The organism is Aquitalea sp. ASV11, assembly GCF_016429185.1.
Taxonomy (GTDB): domain Bacteria; phylum Pseudomonadota; class Gammaproteobacteria; order Burkholderiales; family Chromobacteriaceae; genus Aquitalea; species Aquitalea pelogenes.
Genome location: NZ_JAELUD010000001.1, coordinates 93,376 through 117,586, shown reverse-complemented (window position 1 = coordinate 117,586; position 24,211 = coordinate 93,376). Strand labels below are relative to the sequence as shown.

General features: G+C 60.7%; 18 protein-coding genes. 11 read left to right on the top strand and 7 right to left on the bottom strand.

Going from position 1 to position 24,211, the window contains the following annotated elements; all coding sequences use genetic code 11:
• The first annotated feature begins 87 nt into the window (after positions 1 to 87).
• From JHD62_RS00510 to JHD62_RS00485, 6 genes are all read left to right on the top strand, one after another.
• Positions 88 to 1,686 carry a carboxyl transferase domain-containing protein gene (locus JHD62_RS00510; RefSeq protein WP_199101329.1) on the top strand — a complete coding sequence of 533 codons (1,599 nt, stop codon included), beginning with the start codon at positions 88 to 90 and terminating at the stop codon, positions 1,684 to 1,686.
• Positions 1,687 to 1,695: 9 nt separating this feature from the next.
• The gene (locus JHD62_RS00505) at positions 1,696 to 2,493 is read left to right on the top strand and encodes an enoyl-CoA hydratase/isomerase family protein (RefSeq protein ID WP_199101328.1); all 798 of its coding nucleotides are present in this window, start codon (positions 1,696 to 1,698) and stop codon (positions 2,491 to 2,493) included.
• Positions 2,494 to 2,624: 131 nt separating this feature from the next.
• A complete protein-coding gene (locus JHD62_RS00500) occupies positions 2,625 to 4,592 on the top strand; it encodes an acetyl/propionyl/methylcrotonyl-CoA carboxylase subunit alpha (protein WP_199101327.1) in 1,968 nt (655 codons plus the stop codon).
• A gap of 18 nt (positions 4,593 to 4,610) precedes the next feature.
• Complete coding sequence (locus JHD62_RS00495; protein WP_199101326.1) at positions 4,611 to 5,504, top strand: hydroxymethylglutaryl-CoA lyase; 894 nt, start codon at positions 4,611 to 4,613, stop codon at positions 5,502 to 5,504.
• Positions 5,505 to 5,569: 65 nt separating this feature from the next.
• Entirely contained in the window at positions 5,570 to 7,531 is a 1,962-nt protein-coding gene (locus JHD62_RS00490) for an acetoacetate--CoA ligase (protein WP_199101325.1), read from the top strand.
• A 106-nt stretch (positions 7,532 to 7,637) separates the two neighbouring features.
• On the top strand, positions 7,638 to 8,096 hold the full coding sequence (locus JHD62_RS00485) for a hemerythrin domain-containing protein (RefSeq protein WP_199101324.1): 459 nt from the start codon (positions 7,638 to 7,640) through the stop codon (positions 8,094 to 8,096).
• Positions 8,097 to 8,126: 30 nt separating this feature from the next.
• Here the strand turns inward: JHD62_RS00485 and JHD62_RS00480 are convergent, their stop codons facing one another.
• From JHD62_RS00480 to JHD62_RS00455, 6 genes are all read right to left on the bottom strand, one after another.
• Positions 8,127 to 9,782, bottom strand: a complete 1,656-nt coding sequence (locus JHD62_RS00480; protein ID WP_199101323.1) for a glycosyltransferase family 39 protein — start codon at positions 9,780 to 9,782, stop codon at positions 8,127 to 8,129.
• A 105-nt stretch (positions 9,783 to 9,887) separates the two neighbouring features.
• Positions 9,888 to 10,103: a 50S ribosomal protein L31 gene (gene rpmE / locus JHD62_RS00475; protein WP_045847109.1), complete on the bottom strand. Its 216-nt coding sequence runs from the start codon at positions 10,101 to 10,103 to the stop codon at positions 9,888 to 9,890.
• Between the two features lie 160 nt (positions 10,104 to 10,263).
• Positions 10,264 to 11,637, bottom strand: a complete 1,374-nt coding sequence (gene cysS, locus JHD62_RS00470; RefSeq protein WP_199101322.1) for a cysteine--tRNA ligase — start codon at positions 11,635 to 11,637, stop codon at positions 10,264 to 10,266.
• Positions 11,638 to 11,791: 154 nt separating this feature from the next.
• A complete protein-coding gene (locus tag JHD62_RS00465; protein WP_199101321.1) occupies positions 11,792 to 13,009 on the bottom strand; it encodes a 6-phosphofructokinase in 1,218 nt (405 codons plus the stop codon).
• Positions 13,010 to 13,251: 242 nt separating this feature from the next.
• Positions 13,252 to 14,937 (bottom strand): glutamine--tRNA ligase/YqeY domain fusion protein, encoded by a 1,686-nt coding sequence (locus JHD62_RS00460; RefSeq protein WP_199101320.1) that lies wholly within the window; start codon positions 14,935 to 14,937, stop codon positions 13,252 to 13,254.
• A 142-nt stretch (positions 14,938 to 15,079) separates the two neighbouring features.
• On the bottom strand, positions 15,080 to 15,934 hold the full coding sequence (locus tag JHD62_RS00455) for a Kdo hydroxylase family protein (protein ID WP_199101319.1): 855 nt from the start codon (positions 15,932 to 15,934) through the stop codon (positions 15,080 to 15,082).
• 297 nt (positions 15,935 to 16,231) lie between these two features.
• Here JHD62_RS00455 and JHD62_RS00450 point away from each other — a divergent pair, with 297 nt between their 5' ends.
• A complete protein-coding gene (locus JHD62_RS00450; protein ID WP_233160464.1) occupies positions 16,232 to 18,517 on the top strand; it encodes a YgiQ family radical SAM protein in 2,286 nt (761 codons plus the stop codon).
• A gap of 114 nt (positions 18,518 to 18,631) precedes the next feature.
• Positions 18,632 to 19,972, top strand: a complete 1,341-nt coding sequence (locus JHD62_RS00445) for an HD-GYP domain-containing protein (protein ID WP_199101318.1) — start codon at positions 18,632 to 18,634, stop codon at positions 19,970 to 19,972.
• On the opposite strand, the gene JHD62_RS00440 is transcribed toward JHD62_RS00445, so the two are convergent.
• Positions 19,969 to 21,636 (bottom strand): SulP family inorganic anion transporter, encoded by a 1,668-nt coding sequence (locus JHD62_RS00440; protein WP_199101317.1) that lies wholly within the window; start codon positions 21,634 to 21,636, stop codon positions 19,969 to 19,971. The two genes, JHD62_RS00445 and JHD62_RS00440, sit on opposite strands and share 4 nt — an antisense overlap.
• Positions 21,637 to 22,042: 406 nt before the next feature.
• Here JHD62_RS00440 and ppk2 point away from each other — a divergent pair, with 406 nt between their 5' ends.
• The 3 genes from ppk2 (at position 22,043) to JHD62_RS00425 (ending at position 24,115) form a co-directional block, all read left to right on the top strand.
• A complete protein-coding gene (gene ppk2, locus JHD62_RS00435) occupies positions 22,043 to 22,900 on the top strand; it encodes a polyphosphate kinase 2 (protein ID WP_199101405.1) in 858 nt (285 codons plus the stop codon).
• Positions 22,901 to 22,986: 86 nt separating this feature from the next.
• Positions 22,987 to 23,544, top strand: a complete 558-nt coding sequence (locus JHD62_RS00430) for a peptidylprolyl isomerase (RefSeq protein ID WP_045847101.1) — start codon at positions 22,987 to 22,989, stop codon at positions 23,542 to 23,544.
• Between the two features lie 79 nt (positions 23,545 to 23,623).
• Positions 23,624 to 24,115, top strand: coding sequence for a peptidylprolyl isomerase (locus JHD62_RS00425; protein WP_045847100.1), 492 nt, complete (start codon positions 23,624 to 23,626; stop codon positions 24,113 to 24,115).
• Positions 24,116 to 24,211: the final 96 nt, after the last annotated feature.

The following is a 24,211-nucleotide window of genomic DNA, read 5'->3' as shown; positions in this document are numbered from 1 at the left end:
GCCGCTTTCTCCACGCTCTTCGTTTTGCCTTGCTTTACTTGGCTTTGAAAAAACCTGACGGATCGGCACAAAAACAAGAGGCTCTCCATGCCAGTCATCGAATCCAAACTCTCCCCCCGCGCGCCGGACTTCCAGGCCAATGCCGACAAGATGCGTGCGCTGGTGGATGACTTGAAACAGAAAGTCGCCACGGCAGCACTGGGCGGCGGCGACAAAGCCCGTGACAAACACACAGCCCGTGGCAAGCTGCTGCCGCGCGAGCGCATCAACCTGCTGCTGGACCCCGGCGCGCCCTTTCTGGAACTGTCCCAGCTGGCGGCATTTGGCATGTACAACGACGATGCGCCGGGTGCCAGCCTGATCAGCGGCATTGGCCGCATTGCCGGGGTGGACTGCCTGATCATCGCCAACGACGCCACGGTCAAGGGTGGTACTTATTACCCGATGACGGTGAAAAAGCATCTGCGCGCGCAGGAAATCGCCAGGGAAAACCGCCTGCCCTGCGTCTATCTGGTGGATTCCGGCGGGGCCTTTTTGCCGCTGCAAGACGAAGTGTTTCCGGACAAGGAGCACTTTGGCCGCATCTTCTACAACCAGGCCCAATTGTCTGCCGCCGGCATTCCGCAAATTGCCGTGGTGATGGGCAGTTGCACCGCGGGCGGCGCTTATGTACCGGCCATGTCGGACGAAACCGTCATCGTCAAGGAACAAGGCACCATCTTTCTGGGTGGCCCGCCGCTGGTAAAGGCCGCTACCGGCGAAGTCGTCACTGCAGAAGAACTGGGTGGTGGTGATGTGCATGCGCGCATTTCCGGAGTGGCCGACCATCTGGCGCAGAACGACGCCCATGCGCTGGGCATTGCCCGTCGCATCGTGGCCGACCTCAACTGGCACAAACAAGGCGTGCTGGACCGCACCGAACCCAAAGCACCACGCCATGCCGCCGAGGAAATCTACGGCGTGATTCCGGCCGACCCGAAAAAGCCGTTTGATGTGCGCGAAATCATTGCCCGGCTGGTAGACGATTCCGACTTTGACGAATTCAAGCAAAACTACGGCACCACGCTGGTAACCGGTTTTGCCCGGCTCAATGGCTGGCGCGTAGGCATCATCGCCAATAACGGCATCCTGTTTTCCGAATCGGCCCTCAAGGGAGCGCACTTTGTAGAACTGTGCTGCCAGCGTGGCATTCCGCTGATTTTCCTGCAGAACATCACCGGCTTCATGGTGGGCAAGAAGTATGAAAACGGCGGCATTGCCAAGGATGGTGCCAAGCTGGTTACCGCCGTGGCCTGCGCCAGCGTACCCAAGTTCACCGTACTGATTGGCGGAAGCTTCGGGGCTGGCAACTACGGCATGTGTGGCCGCGCTTACAGCCCGCGCATGCTGTGGATGTGGCCCAACAGCCGCATTTCGGTGATGGGCGGCGAACAGGCCGCCGGGGTGCTGGCACAGGTCAAGAAGGAACAACTGGGCGATGCTTTCACCGCCGAGCAGGAAGAAGCACTGAAAGCACCGGTACGCGAGCAATACGAACGCCAGGGCCACCCTTACTACGCCAGCGCCCGGCTGTGGGACGACGGCATCATCGACCCGGCCCAGACCCGCGATGTTCTGAGCCTGGCACTGGAAGCCGCCCTGTCCGCGCCCATCGAAAAAACACGCTTTGGCGTGTTCCGCATGTAAGGAAGTGCCATGAGCCAGTATCAGACTCTCGATATCCGTCATAACGGCAGCGCCGCCACTGTGTGGATGAATCGCCCGGAACTGCACAATGCGCTGAACGAAACCCTGATTGCCGAACTGACCGCCGCCTTCAAGGCACTGCAACTGGACGACAGCGTGCGTGTCATCGTGCTGGCCGGACATGGCAAAAGCTTTTCCGCCGGGGCTGACCTGGACTGGATGCGCCGCGCCGCCGGTTACAGCGAGGCAGAAAACCTGGCCGATGCCCAGCGACTGGCCGCCATGCTCAAGGCCATTTACCGCAGCCATAAACCGGTGATCGCCCGCATCCACGGCCCGGCCATTGCCGGTGGCACCGGCCTGGCTACCGTATGTGACATTGCCATTGCCACCGAAGCCGCCCGCTTTGGCCTGACCGAAGTGCGGCTGGGCCTGATTCCGGCCACCATCGGCCCTTATGTGGCCGATGCCATCGGCTGGCGGCAGGCACGGCGCTACTTCCTGTCGGCCGAGCGCATTGACGCCGCCACCGCCGCCCGTATCGGACTGGTGCATGAAGTGGTCGCCGCGGACATGCTGGACCAGCGCATCGCCGAGATCGCCAGCGAACTGGCCAAAGGCGCACCACGTGCGCTGGGGGCCGCCAAAGACCTGCTGGCCGAACTGCATGAAGGCTCACCCTGGGATGACGACCTGCTGGCCGACACCGCCAGCCGCATTGCCAGCACCCGCAGCGGCGCAGAAGCCCGTGAAGGGCTGGCCGCCTTCTTCGACAAACGCCCGCCCGCCTGGCAACAAGAACAATAAGGACGCCGCCATGTTCAAGAAAATACTTATTGCGAATAGAGGCGACCAGCAGCCGCAAGGCTGCGCAGCTGCGCAGCAACATCGCCTGACGGCGCGCCTGCGCCGTGGCGATTTCGCCGCGGGAGACTGCCATGTTTAAGAAAATCCTCATTGCCAACCGCGGCGAAATCGCCTGCAGGGTAATCAAGACCGCGCGCCAGCTGGGCATTGCCACCGTAGCGGTCTATTCCGACGCTGATGCCGATGCCCGCTTTGTCAGACTGGCCGATGAAGCCTGGCGACTGGGTCCGGCTCCGGCGGCGGAATCCTATCTCAAGGCCGGGCTGATTCTGGACATTGCCCGCCAGAGCGGTGCCGAGGCTATCCACCCCGGTTATGGTTTTTTGTCGGAAAACGCTGATTTTGCCGCCGCCTGCGCTGCCGCAGGTATCGCCTTTATCGGCCCGCCGGCCAACGCCATTGCCGCCATGGGCAGTAAATCTGCCGCCAAGGCACTGATGGAACAAGCGGCCGTACCGCTGGTGCCCGGCTATCACGGCGAGCGCCAGGAGCCGGATTTCCTGCACCAGCAGGCCGACCGCATTGGCTATCCGGTACTGATCAAGGCCAGCGCCGGTGGTGGTGGCAAGGGCATGCGCATTGTCGAGCGCAGTGAGGATTTTGCCGCTGCGCTGGCATCCTGCCAGCGCGAAGCAGCCGCCAGCTTTGGTGACGACAAGGTGCTGGTGGAGAAATACCTGCCACGGTCGCGCCATGTGGAAATCCAGGTGTTTGCCGACAGCCTGGGCGGCTGTGTCTACCTGTTCGAGCGTGACTGCTCGGTGCAGCGCCGTCATCAGAAAGTACTGGAAGAAGCCCCGGCACCGGATTTGCCGGTCAGCACCCGGCAGGCCATGGGCGACGCCGCCTGCGCCGCTGCGCGTGCGGTGGGCTATGTCGGTGCGGGAACAGTGGAATTCATCATGGCGGTACAGGACGATGGCCGCCCCGGTGACTTTTACTTTATGGAGATGAACACCCGTCTGCAGGTAGAACACCCGGTGACCGAAATGATCACCCGGCAGGACCTGGTGGCCTGGCAGTTGCAAGTAGCCGCCGGTCAGCCGCTACCGCTGCGGCAGAACGAGCTGCAGATTCACGGCCACGCCATCGAGGCCCGTATTTATGCGGAAGACCCGGACAAGGGCTTCCTGCCAGCCACCGGCCAGCTGATTCACCTGGCCCCCCCTGCCGAAAGCGCACAGGTACGCATCGATACCGGGGTGGAACAAGGCGACAGCATCAGCCCCTTCTACGACCCGATGATTGCCAAGCTGATTGTCTGGGGTAAAAACCGGGCTGCCGCCTTGCAACAGCTGGACGCGGCACTGGCGCAGTATCAGGTGGCCGGTGTCACCACCAATATCGCTTTCCTGCGCCGCATTGTGCAGCACCACAGCTTTGCCAGTGGTGCAGTGGATACCGGGCTCATCGCCCGCTATCAGGAAGAATTGCTGCCACCAGCCACTCCGGCCAGTAGTGCTCAGCTGGCTGTGCTGGCGCTGGCCCAGACGCTGGGCGCGCAGACGGACTTCCCGGTGCGCGCGGGCTGGCGACTGAATGGTCAGCTGGAAACCGTCCAGCAATTCATCCACGGCGATACCCTGCACAGCGTCAGCCTGCGCCATCTGGACCACGGTTTTGCCGTGACGGTGGCAGGACAGACATATCAGGCCGCAGCACGGCTGCAACACGGTGAATGGCATGTCACGCTGGACGGGCAACAACTGCGCGCCACCGTCATTAGCCAGCAGCAGCTGCGGGTGTTGTTCCTGCAAGGCGAACGGCTGGAAGCAAGCTGGGTGGACCCGTACGCCGCCAGCACCGAAGAAGTGCATGGCGCCACCCACCTGAAAGCACCGATGCCTGGGCGGGTAGTGGCCTTGCTGGCCAGTAGCGGACAGCAGGTGAGCAAAGGTGAGCCCCTGTTGATTCTGGAAGCCATGAAAATGGAGCACACCATCCATGCCCCAGCCGATGGCACGGTGAATGCCTTTTACTTTGGTGCTGGTGAACAGGTATGCGATGGCGACGAGTTGCTCGACTTCGACGCCGACTGATCCGAAGGACAACACGCTATGCCAACCGTAAAAATCGTCGAAGTCGGCCCGCGCGACGGGCTGCAGAACGAAAAGCAGCAGGTGGATACCGCCAGCAAGCTGGAACTGATTCGCCGCCTGGCTGCCAGCGGCCTCACCACCATCGAGGCCGGGGCTTTTGTCTCGCCCAAATGGGTGCCGCAAATGGCCGACAGTTTGCAAGTATTGCAGGCACTGGACCTGTCCGGCCCGGTGCATTACCCGGTGCTGGTGCCCAACGACAAGGGCATGGAGCAGGCACTGGCTGCTGGCGTGCGCGAGATTGCCGTGTTTGGTGCGGCCAGTGAAAGTTTCAGCCAGAAAAACATCAATGCCAGCATTGCCGAAAGCCTGGCCCGCTTCGACAGCGTGATGGCTACAGCACGGCGCGAGGGCATCCGCGTGCGCGGCTATGTGTCCTGTGTGGTGGATTGCCCCTATGAAGGGCCGATTGCCCCGGCCAAGGTGGCAGAAGTGGCGGCCCGCCTGCTGGACATGGGCTGCTACGAGATTTCACTAGGCGACACCATCGGCACTGCCACCCCCAACCGGGTGCTGGACATGCTGAATACCGTGAGCAAGCTTGTGCCAATTGCACAACTGGCAGGTCACTTCCACGATACCTACGGCATGGCCATCAGCAATATTCATGCGTCTTTTCAGGCAGGCATCAGAACATTCGATTCCTCGATTGCCGGGCTGGGCGGCTGCCCGTATGCTCGTGGGGCATCCGGCAATGTCGCCACCGAAGACGTGTTGTACCTGATGCATGGCCTGGGCGTGGACTGTGGCATAGACTTGCCGACACTGGTGCAAACCGCCTGGTTTGCCGCCGGCCTGCTGGGCCGCGCCCCCACCTCGAAGGTGGCGCAGGCCATGGCAACGGCCCACTGAGCAGCCACGGCAAGGCCGCAAAAACAAAGCAAGAAAAGCAAGCAAGGTAAAGAAAGAGGAGAACCATGCAGCAGCCCACCCAGCCCATCTGGCAACCATCCGCCGAACGTATTGCAGGCTCCCACCTGCATGCCTTTACCCGCCTGGCCGAAGCAGCCTATGACCGCCCGCTGCCGGATTACCAGACGCTGTGGCAAGCCAGCGTGGACGACCCGGGCCGCTTCTGGGCGCTGGTGTGGGATTACTGCGGAGTAGTAGGCGACAAGGGTGGTAGTGCGCTGGAGCAGGCGGACAATATGCTGGCTGCACGCTTTTTCCCCGAAGCCCGCCTCAATTACGCAGAAAACCTGCTGCGTCACGATGGCGATGGCACCGCCCTGGTGTTCTGGGGGGAGGACAAGGTCAAATCCCGCTACAGCTGGCAGCAGCTGCGCCAGCTGGTGTCCCGCTTGCAGCAAGCCATGCAGGCAGCCGGCATTGTGGCGGGCGACCGCGTAGCCGGTTTCCTGCCCAATATGCCGGAAACCGTGGCCGCCATGCTGGCCGCCACCAGTCTGGGCGCGGTATGGACCAGTTGTTCGCCCGACTTCGGCATCGACGGTGCCATCGACCGCTTTGGCCAGACCGAGCCCAAGCTGCTGTTCTGCCCGGATGGCTACTGGTATGGCGGCAAGCCAATCGACATCCGCGACAAGATGCAGGCGCTGGCAGCAGGCCTGCCTTCGGTACAGCAGTTCATTGCCGTCCCCTACCTGGGGGAAACCGCTGCCTTTGCCGCAAGCCTGCCGCGCACTATCACACTGGACGATTTCATTGCCCGCTTCGCTGCGCGTCCCTTGCAGTTTGTGCGGGTGGAATTCAACCATCCGCTGTTCATCCTGTATTCCAGCGGCACCACCGGTAAACCCAAGTGCATCGTGCATGGCACCGGCGGCACCCTGCTGCAGCATCTGAAAGAACACCAGCTGCACGCCGACATTCACCATGGCGACCACCTGTTTTACTTCACCACCTGCGGCTGGATGATGTGGAACTGGCTGGTATCCGGCCTGGCCAGCGGCGCGGCGCTGATGCTGTATGACGGCTCGCCGTTTGCCAATCAGGGACACATCCTGTGGGAATATGCGCAGCAATGGCAATTCACCCAGTTTGGCACCTCGGCCAAATACATCGACGGCCTGCGCAAGATCAACCTGACTCCTGCCACGCAATACCGGCTGGATGCACTACGCGCAGTGTTCTCCACCGGCTCGCCACTGATGGCGGAAAGCTTTGACTGGGTATACGCCAACATCAAGCTGGACATCAATCTGGCCTCCATTTCCGGCGGTACCGACATTGTGTCCTGCTTTGCCCTGGGCTGCGCCAAGCTGCCGGTATACCGTGGCGAGCTGCAATGCCGCGGCCTTGGCATGGCGGTGGACATCTTCAACAGTTACGGCAGGCCGGTGCGGCAGGAAAAGGGCGAACTGGTATGCACCCGCCCCTTCCCCTCCATGCCGGTGGGGTTCTGGCAGGACGAGCAGGGCAGCAAATATCGTCAGGCCTATTTTGGCCGCTTCGATAATGTGTGGTGCCACGGTGACTACGCTGAAATCACCGCTCACAACGGCATGGTGATTTATGGCCGTTCCGACGCGGTGCTCAACCCCGGTGGCGTGCGTATCGGCACGGCGGAAATTTACCGCCAGGTGGAAAGCTTCCCGGAAGTGGTGGAAAGCCTGGCCGTGGGCCAGCGCTGGCAGGACGACGAGCGCGTGGTGCTGTTTGTCCGGCTGCAGCAGGGCCATGTGCTGGATGACGCGCTGGTCAACCGGCTGCGCGAACAGATCAAGCGTGGTGCCAGCCCGCGCCATGTCCCGGCGCGCATCATTGCCGTCACCGACATTCCACGCACCATCAGCGGCAAGATTGTCGAACTGGCGGTGAAAAACGTGATTCACGGCGAGCCGGTGAATAATCTCAGTGCACTGGCCAACCCGGAAGCACTGCAGCTGTTTGCCAATCTGCCGCAGTTGCAACACTAGCCGCTCAGGGCCTCCCGGCGGGAGGCCCGGCTGTCCTTGAGAGTGATCAAGGCATATCTTCTGCCACTGGCGCAGGCTGTCTGCCTGACCGTTAACAGCCACCACCATGAAACGCAGCGCAGCCCTTACCCCACTCTCCCACGACCATCACCATGCCCTGTCGCTGGCCATGCAGGCCGGCAAAGCGGCACGGCAGGATGATGCTGAAGAGTGGCAACGCGTCGCCCGGAGGCTGATCCAGCATTATCAGGACAGCTTGCAAGCCCATTTCGCCCAGGAAGAACGCCTCTTGTTACCTGCGCTGTCACAAGCGGGGCAGCAGGCTGCGGTTGACCGCACGCTGGCAGATCACGCCCATTTGCATGCCCTGCTGCAACATCCGCAACTGGCCTCGGCAGCCATGCTGCAAGCCTTTGCCGATGCCATGACTGCCCATGTCCGCTTTGAAGAGCGCGAGCTGTTTGTGCTGGCAGAAAGCCTGCCGACAGTGATGGCTGCCCTGAATCAGCACGGGAAGGACCAAAAGCAGACAGGCCGCATGCGGTGCGGCCTGTCGTCATCATGATGGGTCCTGATGATGTGTTCTGCTATGCGGCTAGTGCGGCGAACGCTGGAACAAGCCGAACAGCTCGTACTTCTCACGCGGCCGTGCACCTTGCCACAACAAGTTCCAGCCCGGCTCGGCCAGGCCCTCGGTACGAGAGCGCATCAACAGGCGGTAGTCGCAGGGGCTGCTTTCGCCAGCCGGATAAGCCACCAGATCAATCCCGCCATAATAGTGCCAGCTGATGCGCGCCATCATGTTCTCGCGCTCTGTAGCAATGCAGCTGCTGCCATTGAGTACCGCCGGAGGCACGTTGCGCAGCATGCTTTCCACCACCGGGCGATAGCTCTTTGCCGCATCCAGCCATGGCAGCCACAGGCTCAACGCCAATCCCCAGCACAAGGTAAGCCCGGCAGCCCAGTTGGTAATGGCTTGCCGACCACGCACATGGCTGCGGGTGACCGCCCATATCCAGGTGATGGTGGCCAGAATGGCAAAGATGGCGGCCAGCAGCGAAACATGTGGCACATAGTAAGGGCTGAAGTACTGCGCCCGCCCCGCCAGCCGTTCCGGCCAGCCATAGTTCATCGCCGCCCAGCCCGCCCAGATCAGCAGGCCGAACACCCCGAATGCCATCAGACCGAACCAGTTGAGAAAGGCAGCAGCGCCACGGCGCAGATTATCCAGCTCCACCGCAGCGAGCAGGGACAGCGGCAACAGCAGCGGCATGGCGTAATCCATGCTCTTGCGCACCGACAGCGTCAGCATGATCAGCACCACGGCAAAGAACATCAGCGGCAGCTGCAACATGGGCAGTTCGTACTTGCGGTTGCGGTACAGCGTCCAGGCTGCCAGCGGCCAGGCCGGCCAGGCAAACCAGATGGTATTGAAGGTGTAGTAGCCAAAACCGTGAAACAGCCCTACCTTGCCAAAGCCGTCCAGCGGGCCCAGCGCATGGTGTTCCCACCACAGGCGGAACAGTGCCGGATAGCTGCGGGACAGCTCCAGCGGCCAAATCAGCGCCACAGGCACAGCCACCAGCAAGGCCATCAGCACGGTGATGACATAGCGCTTGTTGCGCCAGGCGGCAAAGGCCGGCAAGAACAGCACGACAGCCCACACCAGCATCACCTCCAGCAGGCTGGCACTCAGGAACAGCGCGGCGCTGCCGGCACCCAGAATGGCACCAGCCAGTCCGGGAGAGCGCAGGGTGAGCGACAAGGCATAAAAGGCGGCAGCAAAACCGGTAAAGCTGGCTACCATCGGCGTCATCTGGTGGCCGGTGACAATCAGCCCCAGACAGCCAATCAGGATCATCACCACGCTGCGTCCGTGACGGCGGCCAATCAGGTCACGCCCGGTCATGCCCGCCAGGGTGAGGCCCAGGGTCATGAACAGCGGCGTTGCCAGCCGCGCGGCATCATGGGCAGGGAGCAGCCAGGGGGAAAACAGCTTGGCAAGTACAGTAGCCACCCAGTAATACAGCGGTGGGGATTCCAGATAGGGCACGCCCTGGATGGTGGGCAGCAGCCAGTTGCCGCTGCGCAGCATGCCATCCACTACAGCCATCACATAGGGTTCGTCAGGCTTCCACGGGTCGTGACCGATGATGCCCGGCCACAGCCAGACAAAACACAGCAGCAACAAGACCCAGGGCTTTTCGGTGGGAACGGGGACAGTGGCGTTTTGCGGGGAGTACGTCAGCATCGAGGCGCGCGCCAGTTGGAGTAAAGCGTCATTTTAATGTGCAAGCACACGCAGCGGAAATGAAAAAAGGCAGCCTGGGCTGCCTTTTTTCCAAAGCTTACAAGCTTAGCGCTTGAAGAAGCCACCGAACTTCTGGTTGAACTTGTCGATACGGCCGGCGGTATCAACAATCTTCTGCTTGCCAGTGTAGAACGGGTGGCAGCTGGAGCACACTTCAATGTGGAAGGCGTCCTTGCCCATGGTGGACTGGGTGGTGAAGGTGTTACCGCAGGAGCAGGTAACCGCAACTTCTTTGTAATTCGGGTGGATATCAGCGCGCATGATGAGCTTCCTTGGTTACGGGTACAGGGGTTTTGCCTGTACTACTTGGTGAAGGGGTGCATTATCCGCGCTTTATCAGCACTTGACAAGTCGCGGCAAACTAAAAACAGCGGTGCGGGCCATACCCGACCGCCGTCGCACGCCCAAGACCAGGTAAAACTCAGGCACGACGCCAGCTGGTACCCTGGGCATTGTCTTCCAGCACCACACCCTTGGCGATCAGCTCGTCACGGATACGGTCAGACTCGGCCCAGTTCTTGCTGGCGCGGGCATCACGACGGGCCTGGATCAGCGCTTCGATCTGCTCGGCAGTCAATTCGCCCTCCCCGGCACCGGCCTTGAGGAATTCCTCCGGTTCGCGTTGCAGCAGGCCCAGCACGCCACCCAGGTCCTTCATCAGGCGAGCCAGTTGTACATCGCGGCTCTTGTTGACTTCACCAGCCAGCTCGAACAGCACGGCAACGGCTTCAGAGGAGCTGAAGTCGTCGTCCATTGCCGCCTTGAAGCGCGCAGCGTAAGGGTTGCTCCAGTCGATGCCCGTGCTTTCCGGCAAGTCCAGGCCACGCAGCGCAGTGTACAGACGGGTCAGGCCCTGCTTGGCATCGTTGAGGATGCTGTCGGTGTAGTTGACCGGGCTGCGGTAGTGGCTGCGCACGATGAAGAAGCGCACCACTTCCCCGTCGAAATGCTGCAGCACATCGCGGATGGTGAAGAAATTGCCCAGCGATTTGGACATCTTTTCGCCATCGACATTGATGAAGCCGTTGTGCAGCCAGTAATTCACATACTGATGGCCATGCGCGCCTTCGGATTGGGCGATTTCGTTTTCATGGTGCGGGAATTGCAGGTCTTCACCACCGCCGTGGATGTCGAAATGCTCGCCCAGATGGTGGCAGCTCATTACCGAGCATTCGATATGCCAGCCCGGACGGCCTGCACCCCACGGGCTGTCCCAGGACGGCTCGCCGGGTTTGGCAGCCTTCCACAGCACGAAGTCCAGCGGGTCGCGCTTGTTGGGGTCGATTTCCACGCGCTCACCGGCGCGCAGCTTGTCCAGCGTACGGCCGGACAGCTTGCCGTAGCCTTCAAACTCGCGCACCGCGTAATACACATCGCCATTAGGGGCCGGATAGGCCTTGCCATTGGCAATCAGCTGTTCGATCAGCGCAATCATGCCGCCCACATGGTGGGTGGCGCGCGGCTCATGCGTTGGCGGCAGCAGGTTCAGCGCGGCGGCATCCTGGTGCATGTCGGCAATGGTTTCCGCCACCAGCTGGTCCGGGGTGATGCCGCGCTCCAGTGCACGCTTGATGATCTTGTCTTCGATGTCGGTGATGTTGCGCACGTAGTTGACATCGTAGCCGGAGGCCTTGAGCCAGCGGTAGATCACGTCAAAGGCGGCCAGCATGCGGGCATGGCCGATATGACAGAGGTCGTACACCGTCATGCCACACACATACATACGCACCTTGCCCGGTTCGATGGGATGGAACTCTTCTTTCTGGCGAGTCAGGGTGTTGTACACGTTCAGCATGATCTAGATAACCTGTGCTTGGGTAAAAGGGGAAATTGTAGCAGAGTCGTCAAGCCCCCGCGAAGCGCCTGCACACTGCCCGACAAGCGATGCGCAAAATGCAAAACCGGGCACATGGCCCGGCGGCTTGACCAACGAAAGCTGACAGATGGGGTCAGACCGGTGGCCATTCAATACGGCGGTAGTCTGGCAAGCCTTGACGGAAAGGTGGCATGCGCTCGCCCTCCATCAGCGGCAGCAGGTAGTCGAGAAAGGCCTGGGTCACGCCATAGCCGTCGGCGGAGATAAAGTGCGATGGGAAAGCCTTTTCCAGATCCCCAACATCAGAGAGCGGAAACGCCGCCACTTCCCAGCGGTATGGGTGATCGGACAGACGGCGGATGCCCGCCATCACGCCGCTGCGGCCCGCCTGCAGCCATTCCACGCCCTTCTGCCCCATCTGGTAAGCCTGGGCGGCATCGGTGGCCGACACCAGATGCCCGGCTGCGCGTTGCAGGTAATCCACCTGCGCCACATGGGCGGACAGGCCGCGCTCGCGCTTGAGCAGCGCCGCCAGCCAGCTCCCTACCCCGCCCAGTTGCTCATGCCCATACACGGCCGAGGCATTGGCCTCGGTGACAAAGCGCCCGGCGGCATCCACCAGGCCTTCTGCCACCGAGATGGCGCACTGGCCATGCGCCGCCAGGCTGGCATCCACTGCGGCCAGAAACTTGCCCTGATCAAACGGCACTTCCGGCAACAACACGATATGCGGTGCCTGCCCACCGTGAATGCGCGCCGCAGCCGGTGCCGCCGCCAGCCAGCCGGTATGGCGGCCCATGGCTTCCATGATGAACACCCGGCCCCGCCCCATGCTGATCATGTCCATGCCGACTTCCAGCATGGTGCTGGCCAGAAACTTGGCCGCCGAGCCATAGCCCGGGCTGTTGTCGGTGCCGACCAGATCGTTGTCTATGGTCTTGGGCACACCGATCACATGCAGCGCATGACCGGTATGGCGCTGGAAATCCGCCAGCCGGGCGGCGCAGCCCAGCGAGCCGTTGCCGCCATTGATCAGCAGATAATGAATGCCGTGACGTGCCAGCACCGCTTTCATGCGCAGCCAGTCTTCGGGACATTCGTCGAAACGGCCTATCATGCGGCGGCTGACGCCAAAATGCCCGCCAGGCAGAAAACCCAGCTGGGCGATGTCGTGATCGGACACGCCATCGGTATTCACCAGCCGGTCCTCCAGCAGGCCAGCCAGTCCGTCGCGGGCGGCATACACCGAGATGCCTAGCTTGCGGGCGGTTTCTATCACCCCTTGCGCCGAGGCGTTGAGTACTGCGGTGGGGCCGCCGGATTGCAGGTAAAGCAGACGTGGCTGGTTCATCACACTTCTCCGCAAAGCAAGACTGAATGGTTTTGATGCTAAGCAGGACAGGTGTAGCAGGCAAATTACATCGCGCCAAAGTCGACGTGCATCAAATGCTGCGCTGGCGAAGCTTGTCAGTGCCTGCTTAACGGTGTAGCCCAAGCAGCAGGCATGAAAAAAGCGGGCTACATGCCCGCTTGAGAGAGATTCAGCACCAAGTCGGGTAAGTAAATGCTTACTTACCCGCTAGGACAAAAAAATCACTTGCTCCAGGTATCGCGCAGACCCACAGTCCGGTTGAACACTGCACGCACACCTTGCTGATGGTCGTAACGGTCGGTGACAAAGTAGCCCAGGCGCTCAAACTGGAAGCGCGATTCCGGGGCTGCCTTCAACACGGCGTCTTCCACAAAAGCAGTGACGGTTTTCAGCGATTCCGGGTTGAGGAACTGGCGGAAATCCACATATTCGCCATCTTCGCCACGCACGGCATCCGGACGCGGCTCGGTGAACAGGCGGTCGTACAGGCGCACATCAGCCTCGATAGCATGCGCAGCCGATACCCAGTGAATCACGCCCTTGACCTTGCGGCCTTCCGGGTTCTTGCCCAGGGTGTCGTGGTCGATGGAGCACTTCAGTTCCACCACCTTGCCATCGGCATCCTTGATCACTTCATCGCACTTGATGACATAGCTGTAACGCAGGCGCACTTCGCCACCGGCGGTCAGGCGCTGCCACTTGGGCGGCGGCACTTCGGCAAAGTCGTCACGCTCGATCCAGATTTCACGGGCGATCGGCACTTCGCGCTCGCCGAATTCCGGGTGATGCGGATGGAAAGGCGCGCTGCGGCTGGCGGTGACGTCGGCATCGAAGTTGGTGAGGGTCACCTTGATCGGGTCCAGCACGGCCATCACACGCGGCGATTCGTTTTCCAGCATCTCGCGCACGGCGCCTTCCAGCACGCTCATGTCGATGATGTTTTCACCCTTGGACACGCCAATGCGCTGGGCGAACAGGCGAATGCCGGCCGGGCTGAAACCGCGGCGACGCATGCCTTCAATGGTGGGCATGCGCGGGTCGTTCCAGCCATCCACCAGGCCGTCGGTTACCAGCGCCTGCAGCTTGCGCTTGGAAGTAAGCGCGTACAGCAGTTCCAGACGGGAGAATTCGTACTGGCGCGGGTGGCAAGGAATGGTGATGTTGTCCAGCACCCAGTCGTACAGCGGGCGATGGTCTTCGAATTCCAGCGTGCACAGGCTGTGGGTGATGCCTTCCAGCGCATCGGAGATGCAGTGGGTGTAGTCGTACATCGGGTAGATGCACCACTTGTCGCCGGTACGGTGGTGATGTGCGCGGCGGATACGGTAGATCACCGGATCGCGCAGGTTCACGTTGCCGGAAGCCATGTCGATTTTCAGGCGCAGGGTTTTGCTGCCGTCCGGGAATTCGCCGTTACGCATGCGGGTGAACAGGTCGAGGTTCTCTTCCACGCTACGGTCGCGGAAGGGGCTGTTCTTGCCCGGCTCGGTCAGGCTGCCGCGATAGGCGCGCATTTCTTCGGCGTTCAGGTCGCAGACAAAGGCCTTGCCCGACTTGATCAGTTCGACGGCATAGTCATACAGCGCATCGAAGTAATCCGAGGCGAAACGGACATTGCCATCCCACTTGAAACCCAGCCATTCCACGCTGTCCTTGATGGACTGCACGAATTCGTCCGACTCTTTTTCCGGGTTGGTGTCATCCATGCGCAGATTGCACTTGCCCTGGTAATCCTCGGCCAGACCGAAGTTCAGGCAGATGGATTTGGCGTGGCCCACGTGCAGGTAGCCATTGGGCTCCGGCGGGAAGCGGGTGACGATGGAACTGTGCTTGCCGGAAGCCAGATCCTCGTCAATGATGTTGCGAATGAAGTTGCTGACTACTGGCGCGTTGTTTTCCGTGCTCATGATTCTGGCTGCAGACTGATTGAAAGCAATCGGTGATTGTAACCGATTTGCCCTTGCTGGGGAGAGGCAGTCCCGGCATGGCCGGTTTTGCCGGGGAAATACTGGCTGGCCGGTACTTTGCCCGGCCATCCACCCGCTTGGTTTACAGCAGCTTGCGCCCGGTGATGGCCTGCAATTCGGCCAGTGGCGAGCGTGCCGGGTTGGCCATGTCCTGCGCGGCCAGCCAGAACGTCTGCTCCAGCATGAACTGGCCGGACATCACCGCATGCGAGGCATGGTCGGAGAAACACACCCAGCCACAGCCGGGCGGAAACGGCATGGTTTCCTGCGGGCAGCTGCGCTGGTAGTCCATGTCCGCCTTCATGGCATCGTGCAGATGCAGCATCAGGTGGTCGTAAGCGCTGCGTTTGCGCTTGGTGATTTTCAGCGCCGCCATCAGTGCGGCCGAACCCGGCCATTGCCGTGGAATGCGCGGCAGCATGCGCCGCGCCATGTCGGCAAACGGCTCGCCCACCCGCCACACGCGTGGCTCGCCGTTCGGGTTGGCATTGTAGAACACGCGCAAGATGCGCTCACCATAGGTGGGGCGCGAGGGGAAGGCATCCACGTGCAGGCGGCTGTCGTCCTTGCGCCAGGAAGTCTGGCGATTTTCCACCCGCATCAGGCGCAGGCTGGTGGGTGCGGCGCGCAGCTTGCCACGGTATTCCGGCAGCAACTGGTCGACCAGGGCAAAGGCGCTGTCGCGATAGCGGGCAATCAAGGCGCGCACTGCGGCTTCGTTGGCCGGGTCGGCCACGCCATGCAACTTGCCACCATCTTGCGGCTCCAGGCTGATGTTCTTGCGTTTAGGGTCGGCAATGGCCGGGTTCAGCAAGGCCAGTTCGGCAGGCTGGATGGCAAAGTCCAGCTGCGGCAGAAACAGTACCTTGCCGCTTTCCAGCGCGGATACCTGGGATGTAAATGACTTTCCGTCCAGATGGATGATCTGACTGCTCATGCGCAATGTTTCCTGTGCTGTATGTGGCTGATGTGAAGCAATACAACACATCAGCATGACAAACCAAGACAATCCGCAAGCGTACGCCAAACTGCGGCCAAGGTCACACTCCGGCTGCGCTTGCAGGGCGGCAAAACCGCCAAACAACTGATTTCAACGGAAAATATTGCACCCCACCCCTACTCCCATCATGGCAATTCGCCATTAAAAACAACAATTTATGCTGATAAAAATCCAAAAGTACGGCATAATGCCCGGTTGCTTATCCACCTGCGCCACCAGCCGCTTTCATTCAGCATGACGACACAGCCAGCCGCCGCCAAACCGATTACCTCTTACCGCAAGTACTGGGCCAGCCGCTTCGGCACAGCCCCTTTCCTGCCGATGAGCCGCGCCGAAATGGACCAGCTGGGCTGGGATTCCTGTGACATCATCCTGATTTCCGGCGACTGCTATATCGACCATCCCAGCTTCGGCATGGCGCTGGTGGGCCGTTTGCTGGAAGCCCAGGGCTTCCGCGTCGGCATCATCGCGCAGCCGGACTGGCAGTCGGCCGAGCCCTTCCGCGCGCTGGGCAAGCCGAACCTGTTTTTTGGCGTCACCGCCGGCAATATGGACTCGATGATCAACCGTTACACGGCGGACCGTCGCCCGCGCTCGGATGATGCCTACACCCCCAATGCCGAACCGAACAAGCGCCCGGACCGCGCCGTTACCGTGTATGCGCAGCGCTGCCGCGAGGCTTACCCCGGCGTGGGGGTTATGATTGGTTCCATTGAGGCCAGCCTGCGCCGCATCGCCCACTTCGACTACTGGAGTGACAAGGTGCGCCAGTCGGTACTGATTACCTCCAAGGCCGACATTCTGCTGTATGGCAATGCCGAGCGCGCCCTGGTGGAAATCGCCCATCGTGCTGCCAAGGGTGAAAAACTCAGTGAAATCCGCGACGTACGCGGCACCGCCTTTGTGGTGCAGCAAGGCTGGCGTCCGGATGAGGAATGGCAGGAGATGGATTCCAGCGTGGTGGACACCCCCGGCAAGGTGGATCCGCACCTGAATCCGTATCAGGAGATTCCGGAGCAAGCCGCCGAAGCCACCAAGGACAGCGACCCGACCGCCCCGCAAGTGATCCGCATCGAATCGCGCGAAGAACGCCTGGCCAAACGCCGCGCCGAACGTGCCAAAACCGTCATCCGCATTCCGGCCTACGAAGCCGTGGCGCACGACCCGGTGCTGTATGCCCATGCCAGCCGCACCCTGCATCTGGAATCCAACCCCGGCAATGCCCGTGCCCTGGTGCAGTTGCACGGCAGCCGCGATGTATGGCTGAACCCGCCGCCCATTCCGCTGACTACCGAGGAAATGGACTTCGTCTACGGCCTGCCCTACGCCCGCAATCCGCATCCGTCCTATGGCAATGCGCACATTCCGGCGTGGGAAATGATCAAGTATTCGGTCAACATCATGCGTGGCTGTTTTGGCGGCTGCACCTTCTGCTCCATCACCGAGCACGAGGGCCGCATCATCCAGAGCCGTTCGGAAGAATCCATCCTGCACGAGATCGAGGAAATCCGCGACAAGACGCCGGGCTTCACCGGTCATATTTCCGACCTGGGCGGCCCGACAGCCAATATGTACCGCCTGTCGTGCAAGGACCCCAACATCGAGCGCTCCTGTCGCAAGCTGTCCTGTGTGTTCCCGGACATCTGCGAGAACCTGAATACCGACCACAGTCATTTGATCCAGCTGTACCGCAAGGCGCGTGCCTTGCCGGGCGTGAAGAAGATCAACATCCAGTCCGGCCTGCGTTACGACCTGGCGGTGCGCTCGCCCGAATACATCAAGGAACTGGTGCAGCACCACGTGGGGGGCTACCTGAAAATTGCCCCGGAACACACCGAAGACGGCCCGCTGTCCAAGATGATGAAGCCGGGCATGGGCGCTTACGACAAGTTCAAGGAGCTGTTCGAACGCTTCAGCCGCCAGGCGGGCAAGGAACAGTACCTGATCCCCTACTTCATCGCCGCCCACCCCGGCACCAGCGATGAGGACATGATGAATCTGGCGCTGTGGCTGAAGAAGAACAACTTCCGTCTGGATCAGGTGCAAACCTTTACGCCGACGCCGATGGCCATGGCCACCACCATGTGGCATACCCGGCGCAATCCGCTCAAGCGCCTGTCGCGCAGTTCGGAAAAAGTGGATGTGGTGCGCGATGGTTATCGCCGCAAGCTGCACAAGGCCTTCCTCCGCTATCACCACTCGGACAACTGGCAGATCATTCACGATGCGCTGATCAATATGGGCCGCAGCGACCTCATCGGCCACAGCAAGCACTGCCTGATTCCGCCTACCCCGCCGGGTGACAAATCCGCTGCGGTGCGTCACCGTCTGGGCGCACCGGCGGCACGTCAGGGCAATGGCAAGCCCGGCCAGCCGCGTCCGGGTCAGGGCAAGGCCACGGCAGCGCAAGGCAAATCCTTTGGTGGACGCCCTCAAGCCACCGGCCGGCCGGGAGCAAAACCGGGCAGCAAACCGGCAAGCCAGGCCACTGGCACCAACCGCAGCAAGCACAAACGCTGATCCATCATCATCGGCAATAAAAACGGCATCGCCTGGCGATGCCGTTTTTATTGGGCAGACTCCCTGATTGGCAGCTAAAGTAGCAGCCAACCGGATTCAAACAGGACATGCACCATGGGGGCTTCGCTCAAGCTGGCGGAATTGCTGGGTTCGCTCAGCTATGCACTGGATATCACCGAGGGACAACCTGAAGGCCATTGCGTACGCAGCTGCTGGATAGGCATGCACATTGGCCGTGCCATCGGGCTGGACAGCCAGTCACTGTGGGAACTGTACTACGCCATCTTGCTGAAAGACCTGGGCTGCAGCAGCAATGCCGCCCGTATCAGCGAACTGTATCTGGCTGATGATCGCCAGTTCAAGCAAGACTTCAAGCTGGTAGGCAGCAGCTTGCAGGACAAACTGGGTTTTGTCTTGAGCCATGCCGGACGCCATGCCGGCTGGGCGGAACGGCTGGCATCCATTATCAGCATTGTGCGCAATGGCAAGGAAATCGCCAATGAGCTGATCCAGACCCGCTGCTACCGTGGTGCGGATATCGCCCGTCAGCTGCGCTTCAATGAAAACGTCGCGCGCGGCATCCAGTCGCTGGACGAGCACTGGGATGGCTCCGGCCGTCCGCTGGGTTTGCAGGGTGAGGCCATTCCGCTCAATGCCCGCATTGCCCTGCTGGCGCAAGTGGTGGATGTGTTTCACATCACCAGTGGTCGTGACGGTGCGCTGGCCGAGGTGCAGCAACGTGCCGGCAACTGGTTCGACCCAAAGCTGGTGGCCTGCTTTGCCAGCGTGGCCAGTGACGAAGCCTTCTGGCAGGTGCTGGAATCCACGGCGGTGGATCAGGCAGTGCTGGCACTGGAACCGGCGCAGCATCAGGTGGAAGTGGACGAAGATTATCTGGATGAAATTGCCGAAGGCTTCGGCCAGGTGGTCGACTCCAAAAGCCCCTTCACCGCCGGTCACAGCCAGAGGGTAGGCCATTATGCCGACCGTATTGCCGCCACCCTGGGCCTGGATGATGCGCGCCGCCGCTGGCTAAAACGCGGTGCCCTGCTACACGACGTAGGCAAACTGGGGGTGAGCAACCGCATTCTGGACAAACCCGGCAAGCTGGATGCCGAGGAATGGGCCGCCGTGCAAAAGCACGCCAGCTACACCCACGCCATCCTTGGCCGCATGCAGGTGTTTGCCGAGCTGGCCGATGTTTCCGCCGCCCACCATGAACGACTGGATGGCAAGGGCTATCCGCGCGGTCTGTCAGGCGACGCCATCACCCTGGAAACCCGCATCATCACCACCGCCGACATCTTTGACGCCATCAATGCCGAGCGGCCATACCACCCGGCCACGCCGGTGGCCAAAACGCTGGAAATCATGCAGCAGAACCTGCACGTGGCCATCGATCCACGCTGTTTTGAAGCCTTGCAGCAGGTATTGCGCGAGGAAGGCCAGCTCTAGCCCCACACCACCCCGCTGGTCAGCAACTGTTCGGCACGCTGCAAGGCGGCTGCCAGGTCCGGCTGCAGATTGTCCGCACCCAGATCATCCACCAGGCGCGAGCCCTTGAGCATGTCCAGCACCTCATCGGTCGCACCACACAGAATCAGCGTCTTCCCCTGCACGCGCAGCTTGTCGTTCAGACTGTCCAGCGCCAGCAAACCGGTGGTATCCAGCATCACCAGCCGGTGCAACTGCAAGATGATGACGCGCGCCTGCTCGGCCTGCTGGTGAATGATTTCCACACTGTCCGCCGCGCCGAAAAACAGTGCCCCCTCCACCCGGAAAGCTGCGCAGCCATCCGGCACATGCTTGCCGGCAATGGTATGGCGCTCGAACAACTGCGCATATTCCGGCAACAAGCGGTTGACCGAGGTATGGCTGGCCATGCTGCGGATGAAGAACACCGCTGCCATCAGCAGGCCGATCTGTACTGCCACCGTCAGGTCAAACACCACGGTCAGTACAAAGGTGACAATCAATACTGCGGTATCGCGTTTGGGAAACTGGAAAGCCTTGCGGATATCCCAGTCCCCCATTTTCAGCGCCACCGAAATCAGGATGGCAGCCAGCACCGCCAGGGGAATGCTCGCCGCCAGCGGGGCTGCCACCAGCAAAATCAACATCAGCAACACCGCATGCACCATGGCAGCCACCGGGCTGCGACCACCGTTGCTGATATTGGTGGCAGTGCGTGCTACCGCTCCGGTCGCCGGAATGCCGCCAAAAAACGGCGCCACCATATTGGCGATGCCCTGACCGATCAGCTCCTGATTGGAGTCGTGCTTGTCAGATGTCATGCTGTCCGCCACCACCGCACACAGCAGTGACTCGATGGCTCCCAGCAGGGCAATGGTAAAGGCCGGTGCCAGCAGGTCGGACAGATGGGTCAGGTCCAGGTCCAGCCCGCCAAAGCTGGGCAAGCCTTGCGGAATGCCACCGAACTTGCTACCCAGCGTGGCTACCGGCAGGCTGAACAAGGCCGTGGCCAGCGTCGCCAGAATCAGCGCCACAAAAGGCGCGGGCAACAGGCGGTTGAGTCTCTTTGGCCATAGCAGGATAAGCAGCAAGCTGAGCGCAGACAGCAGCAAGGTCGGCCAATGAAAATTGCCCAGTTGCTCACGCAATACCTGCATCACGGCAAAGAAGCCGGCTGGCATCTTTTCCACCGGCAAGCCGAAAAAATCTTTCAGTTGGGTCAGGAAAATCAGCACGGCGATACCGTTGGTAAAGCCGGTAATCAGTGGCAAGGGAAAAAAGCGGATCACCTGCCCCAGCCGGAAAATGCCCATCAACACCAGCATCACGCCGGACATGAAGGTGCAGATCAGCAGGTTGGCCACCCCATACTTGGCCACAATGCCGTAGATAATGACGATGAAGGCCCCGGTAGGCCCGGTGACCGACAAACGGCTCCCCCCCAGCACCGCTGCCAGAAAACCGGCAATCACGGCAGTGAATATGCCAGCCTGTGGTGTCACCCCACTGGCCATGGCAAAGGCCATGGCCAAGGGCAAGGCGACAATGCCGACGGTAATGCCGGCCATGATGTCATCGCGCAGCAACTGGCGGTTATAGCTTTTGAGGGTATCGACAATACGAGGGTGGAATCCCGGACTGAACATGGTGCGACTTTCGTTGATGGCAAGCGGCAGCAAACAGTGCTGCGCCTGCATGTTTGTACTGTCATCATCGACGCCAACTACGCCAGGCGCAAGCGAGCCAGGTATCCCGGCTGCGGGATAACCATCATGGCAGAGGCATATCGACACCCCAATTCAACAGGCGTAGCATGGTTTCAAGACCACTTCAGCATGAGGGAAAACCATGACGCAAGACAAAAATAACGATCCCGCCATCAGCACGCCCGCCGACACCACAGCTGTCGCGGAAAATACCAGCACCACCAACACCACCCCTGCAGCCAGCCGCAAGCCTGCGCGCAGCACCAGCAGCCGCCAGAGCAACGTCAAGCGCGTGCATCAGGAGTCGGTGAAAGCCATCGAAACCGTCAGCCAGCAGCCGGTTGCGCTGCAGGTGGCCGAAGCCCCGCACGGCAGCAGCGAAGACAGCAGCACTGCCGAACTTCCTGCCAGTTTTCCCTACCGCACCCGCATGCGCCGGGCCGAGTACGAAAAGATCAAGCTGGAACTGCAGATCGAGCTGTTGAAAGTACAGAACTGGGTGAAGGAAACCGGGCAGAAAATCGTCATCCTGTTTGAGGGCCGCGACGCTGCCGGCAAGGGCGGCACCATCAAGCGCTATATGGAACACCTGAACCCGCGTGGTGCCCGTGTGGTGGCGCTGGAGAAACCGTCCGAACGCGAACGCGGCCAATGGTATTTCCAGCGTTATATCGAACATCTGCCGTCTTCCGGCGAAATCGTGTTCTTCGACCGCTCCTGGTATAACCGCGCGGGCGTGGAACGGGTGATGGGCTTCTGCAATCCGGACGAATATCTGGAATTCATGCGCCAGACGCCACAGCTGGAGCGCATGCTGGTCAACAGCGGCATCCATCTGTTCAAGTTCTGGTTCTCGGTCAGCCGTGAAGAACAGCTGCGTCGTTTCATCTCGCGCCGGGATGACCCGCTCAAGCACTGGAAACTCTCGCCCATCGACATTCAGTCGCTGGACAAATGGGACGACTACACCGCGGCCAAGCAAGCCATGTTCTTCCACACCAATACCGGCGATGCGCCCTGGGTGGTGGTGAAATCGGACGACAAGAAGCGGGCACGGCTGAACTGTATCCGCCATTTCCTGGCCAGCCTGGACTACCCCAACAAGGACCCGCGTGTGGCCCATGCCGCCGACCCGCTGATCGTAGGTGCCCCCAAGCACATGCACAATGCAGATGAGGACAAGTCGCTGCGTTTTGACGTCTGAAGCAAGCGACCCAAGCCGCCGCATCCGCGATGCGGCTGCTGTGCTAGAATTCGGCTTTGTTTCCGCCGACAGCACTCCTTACATCCATGAAAAAACTGCTCGCAAGCCTTGCCCTGTGTGCCCTGCCCCTGTTGGCACACGCCGCGCCGGTGGTGGAAATGACCACCAACAAAGGCGTGATTGAAATTACCCTGGATTCGGCCAAAGCGCCCAAGACCGTGGCCAATTTTGTCAGCTATGCCAAGGCCGGTTTTTACAACGGTACGGTATTTCACCGCGTCATCGATGGTTTCATGATTCAGGGTGGTGGTTTTGACGGCAAGCTGGAACAGAAGAAAACCAACGCGCCCATCCCCAATGAAGCCGCCAACGGCCTGAAAAACAGCATTGGCACCATCGCCATGGCCCGCACTGCCGACCCCAATTCGGCAACGGCACAGTTTTTCATCAATGTGGCCAACAATGAATTCCTTGACTACAAGAACCCCAGCCCGCAAGGCATCGGCTATGCTGTATTCGGCAAGGTCAGCAAGGGCATGGACGTGGTCAACCGCATTGCCAAAACCCACACCGGCAGCATGAAAGGCATGGATGACGTGCCCTTCGAGCCCATCGTGATCCAGAAGGTTGTGGTCAAACCCTGACCCGCCTTCACCGGCCAGCCACAGGCTGGCCTTCAGCACACCGCATCAAGCGTACGCTTCAGACAATAAAGGAATCCACATGATCAAACTGAGCACCAATTTCGGCGATATCGTTCTGGAACTGTTCCACGACAAAGCCCCGGTCACTGCCGCCAATTTTGAAGAATACGTAAAGAGCGGCCACTACGACGGCACCATCTTTCACCGCGTAATCAACGGTTTCATGATTCAGGGCGGTGGTTTTGATGCCGACATGAAGCAAAAAGACACCCGCGATCCGATCAAGAACGAAGCCAACAACGGTGTTTCCAACAAGACCTACACCGTAGCCATGGCCCGCACCATGGACCCGCACTCCGCATCGGCCCAGTTCTTCATCAACGTGTCCGACAATGACTTCCTCGACTTCAAGTCCGAAACCACCCAAGGCTGGGGCTATGCCGTATTTGGCCAGGTTGTGGAAGGCAAGGAAGTGGTTGATCGCATCAAGACCGTGCGTACCGGTCGTAGCGGTGGTCACCAGGACGTGCCGGTTGAAGCCGTAGTGGTGGAAAAGGCCGAGATCATCTGATCCCGTCCAGGGCCACTAGCGGCCCTGTCAGCAAGCCAGCTGCCCCCGGGTGAGCTGGCTTTGCTTTGGCATTCTGACAATTGTTGCCCTTACTGA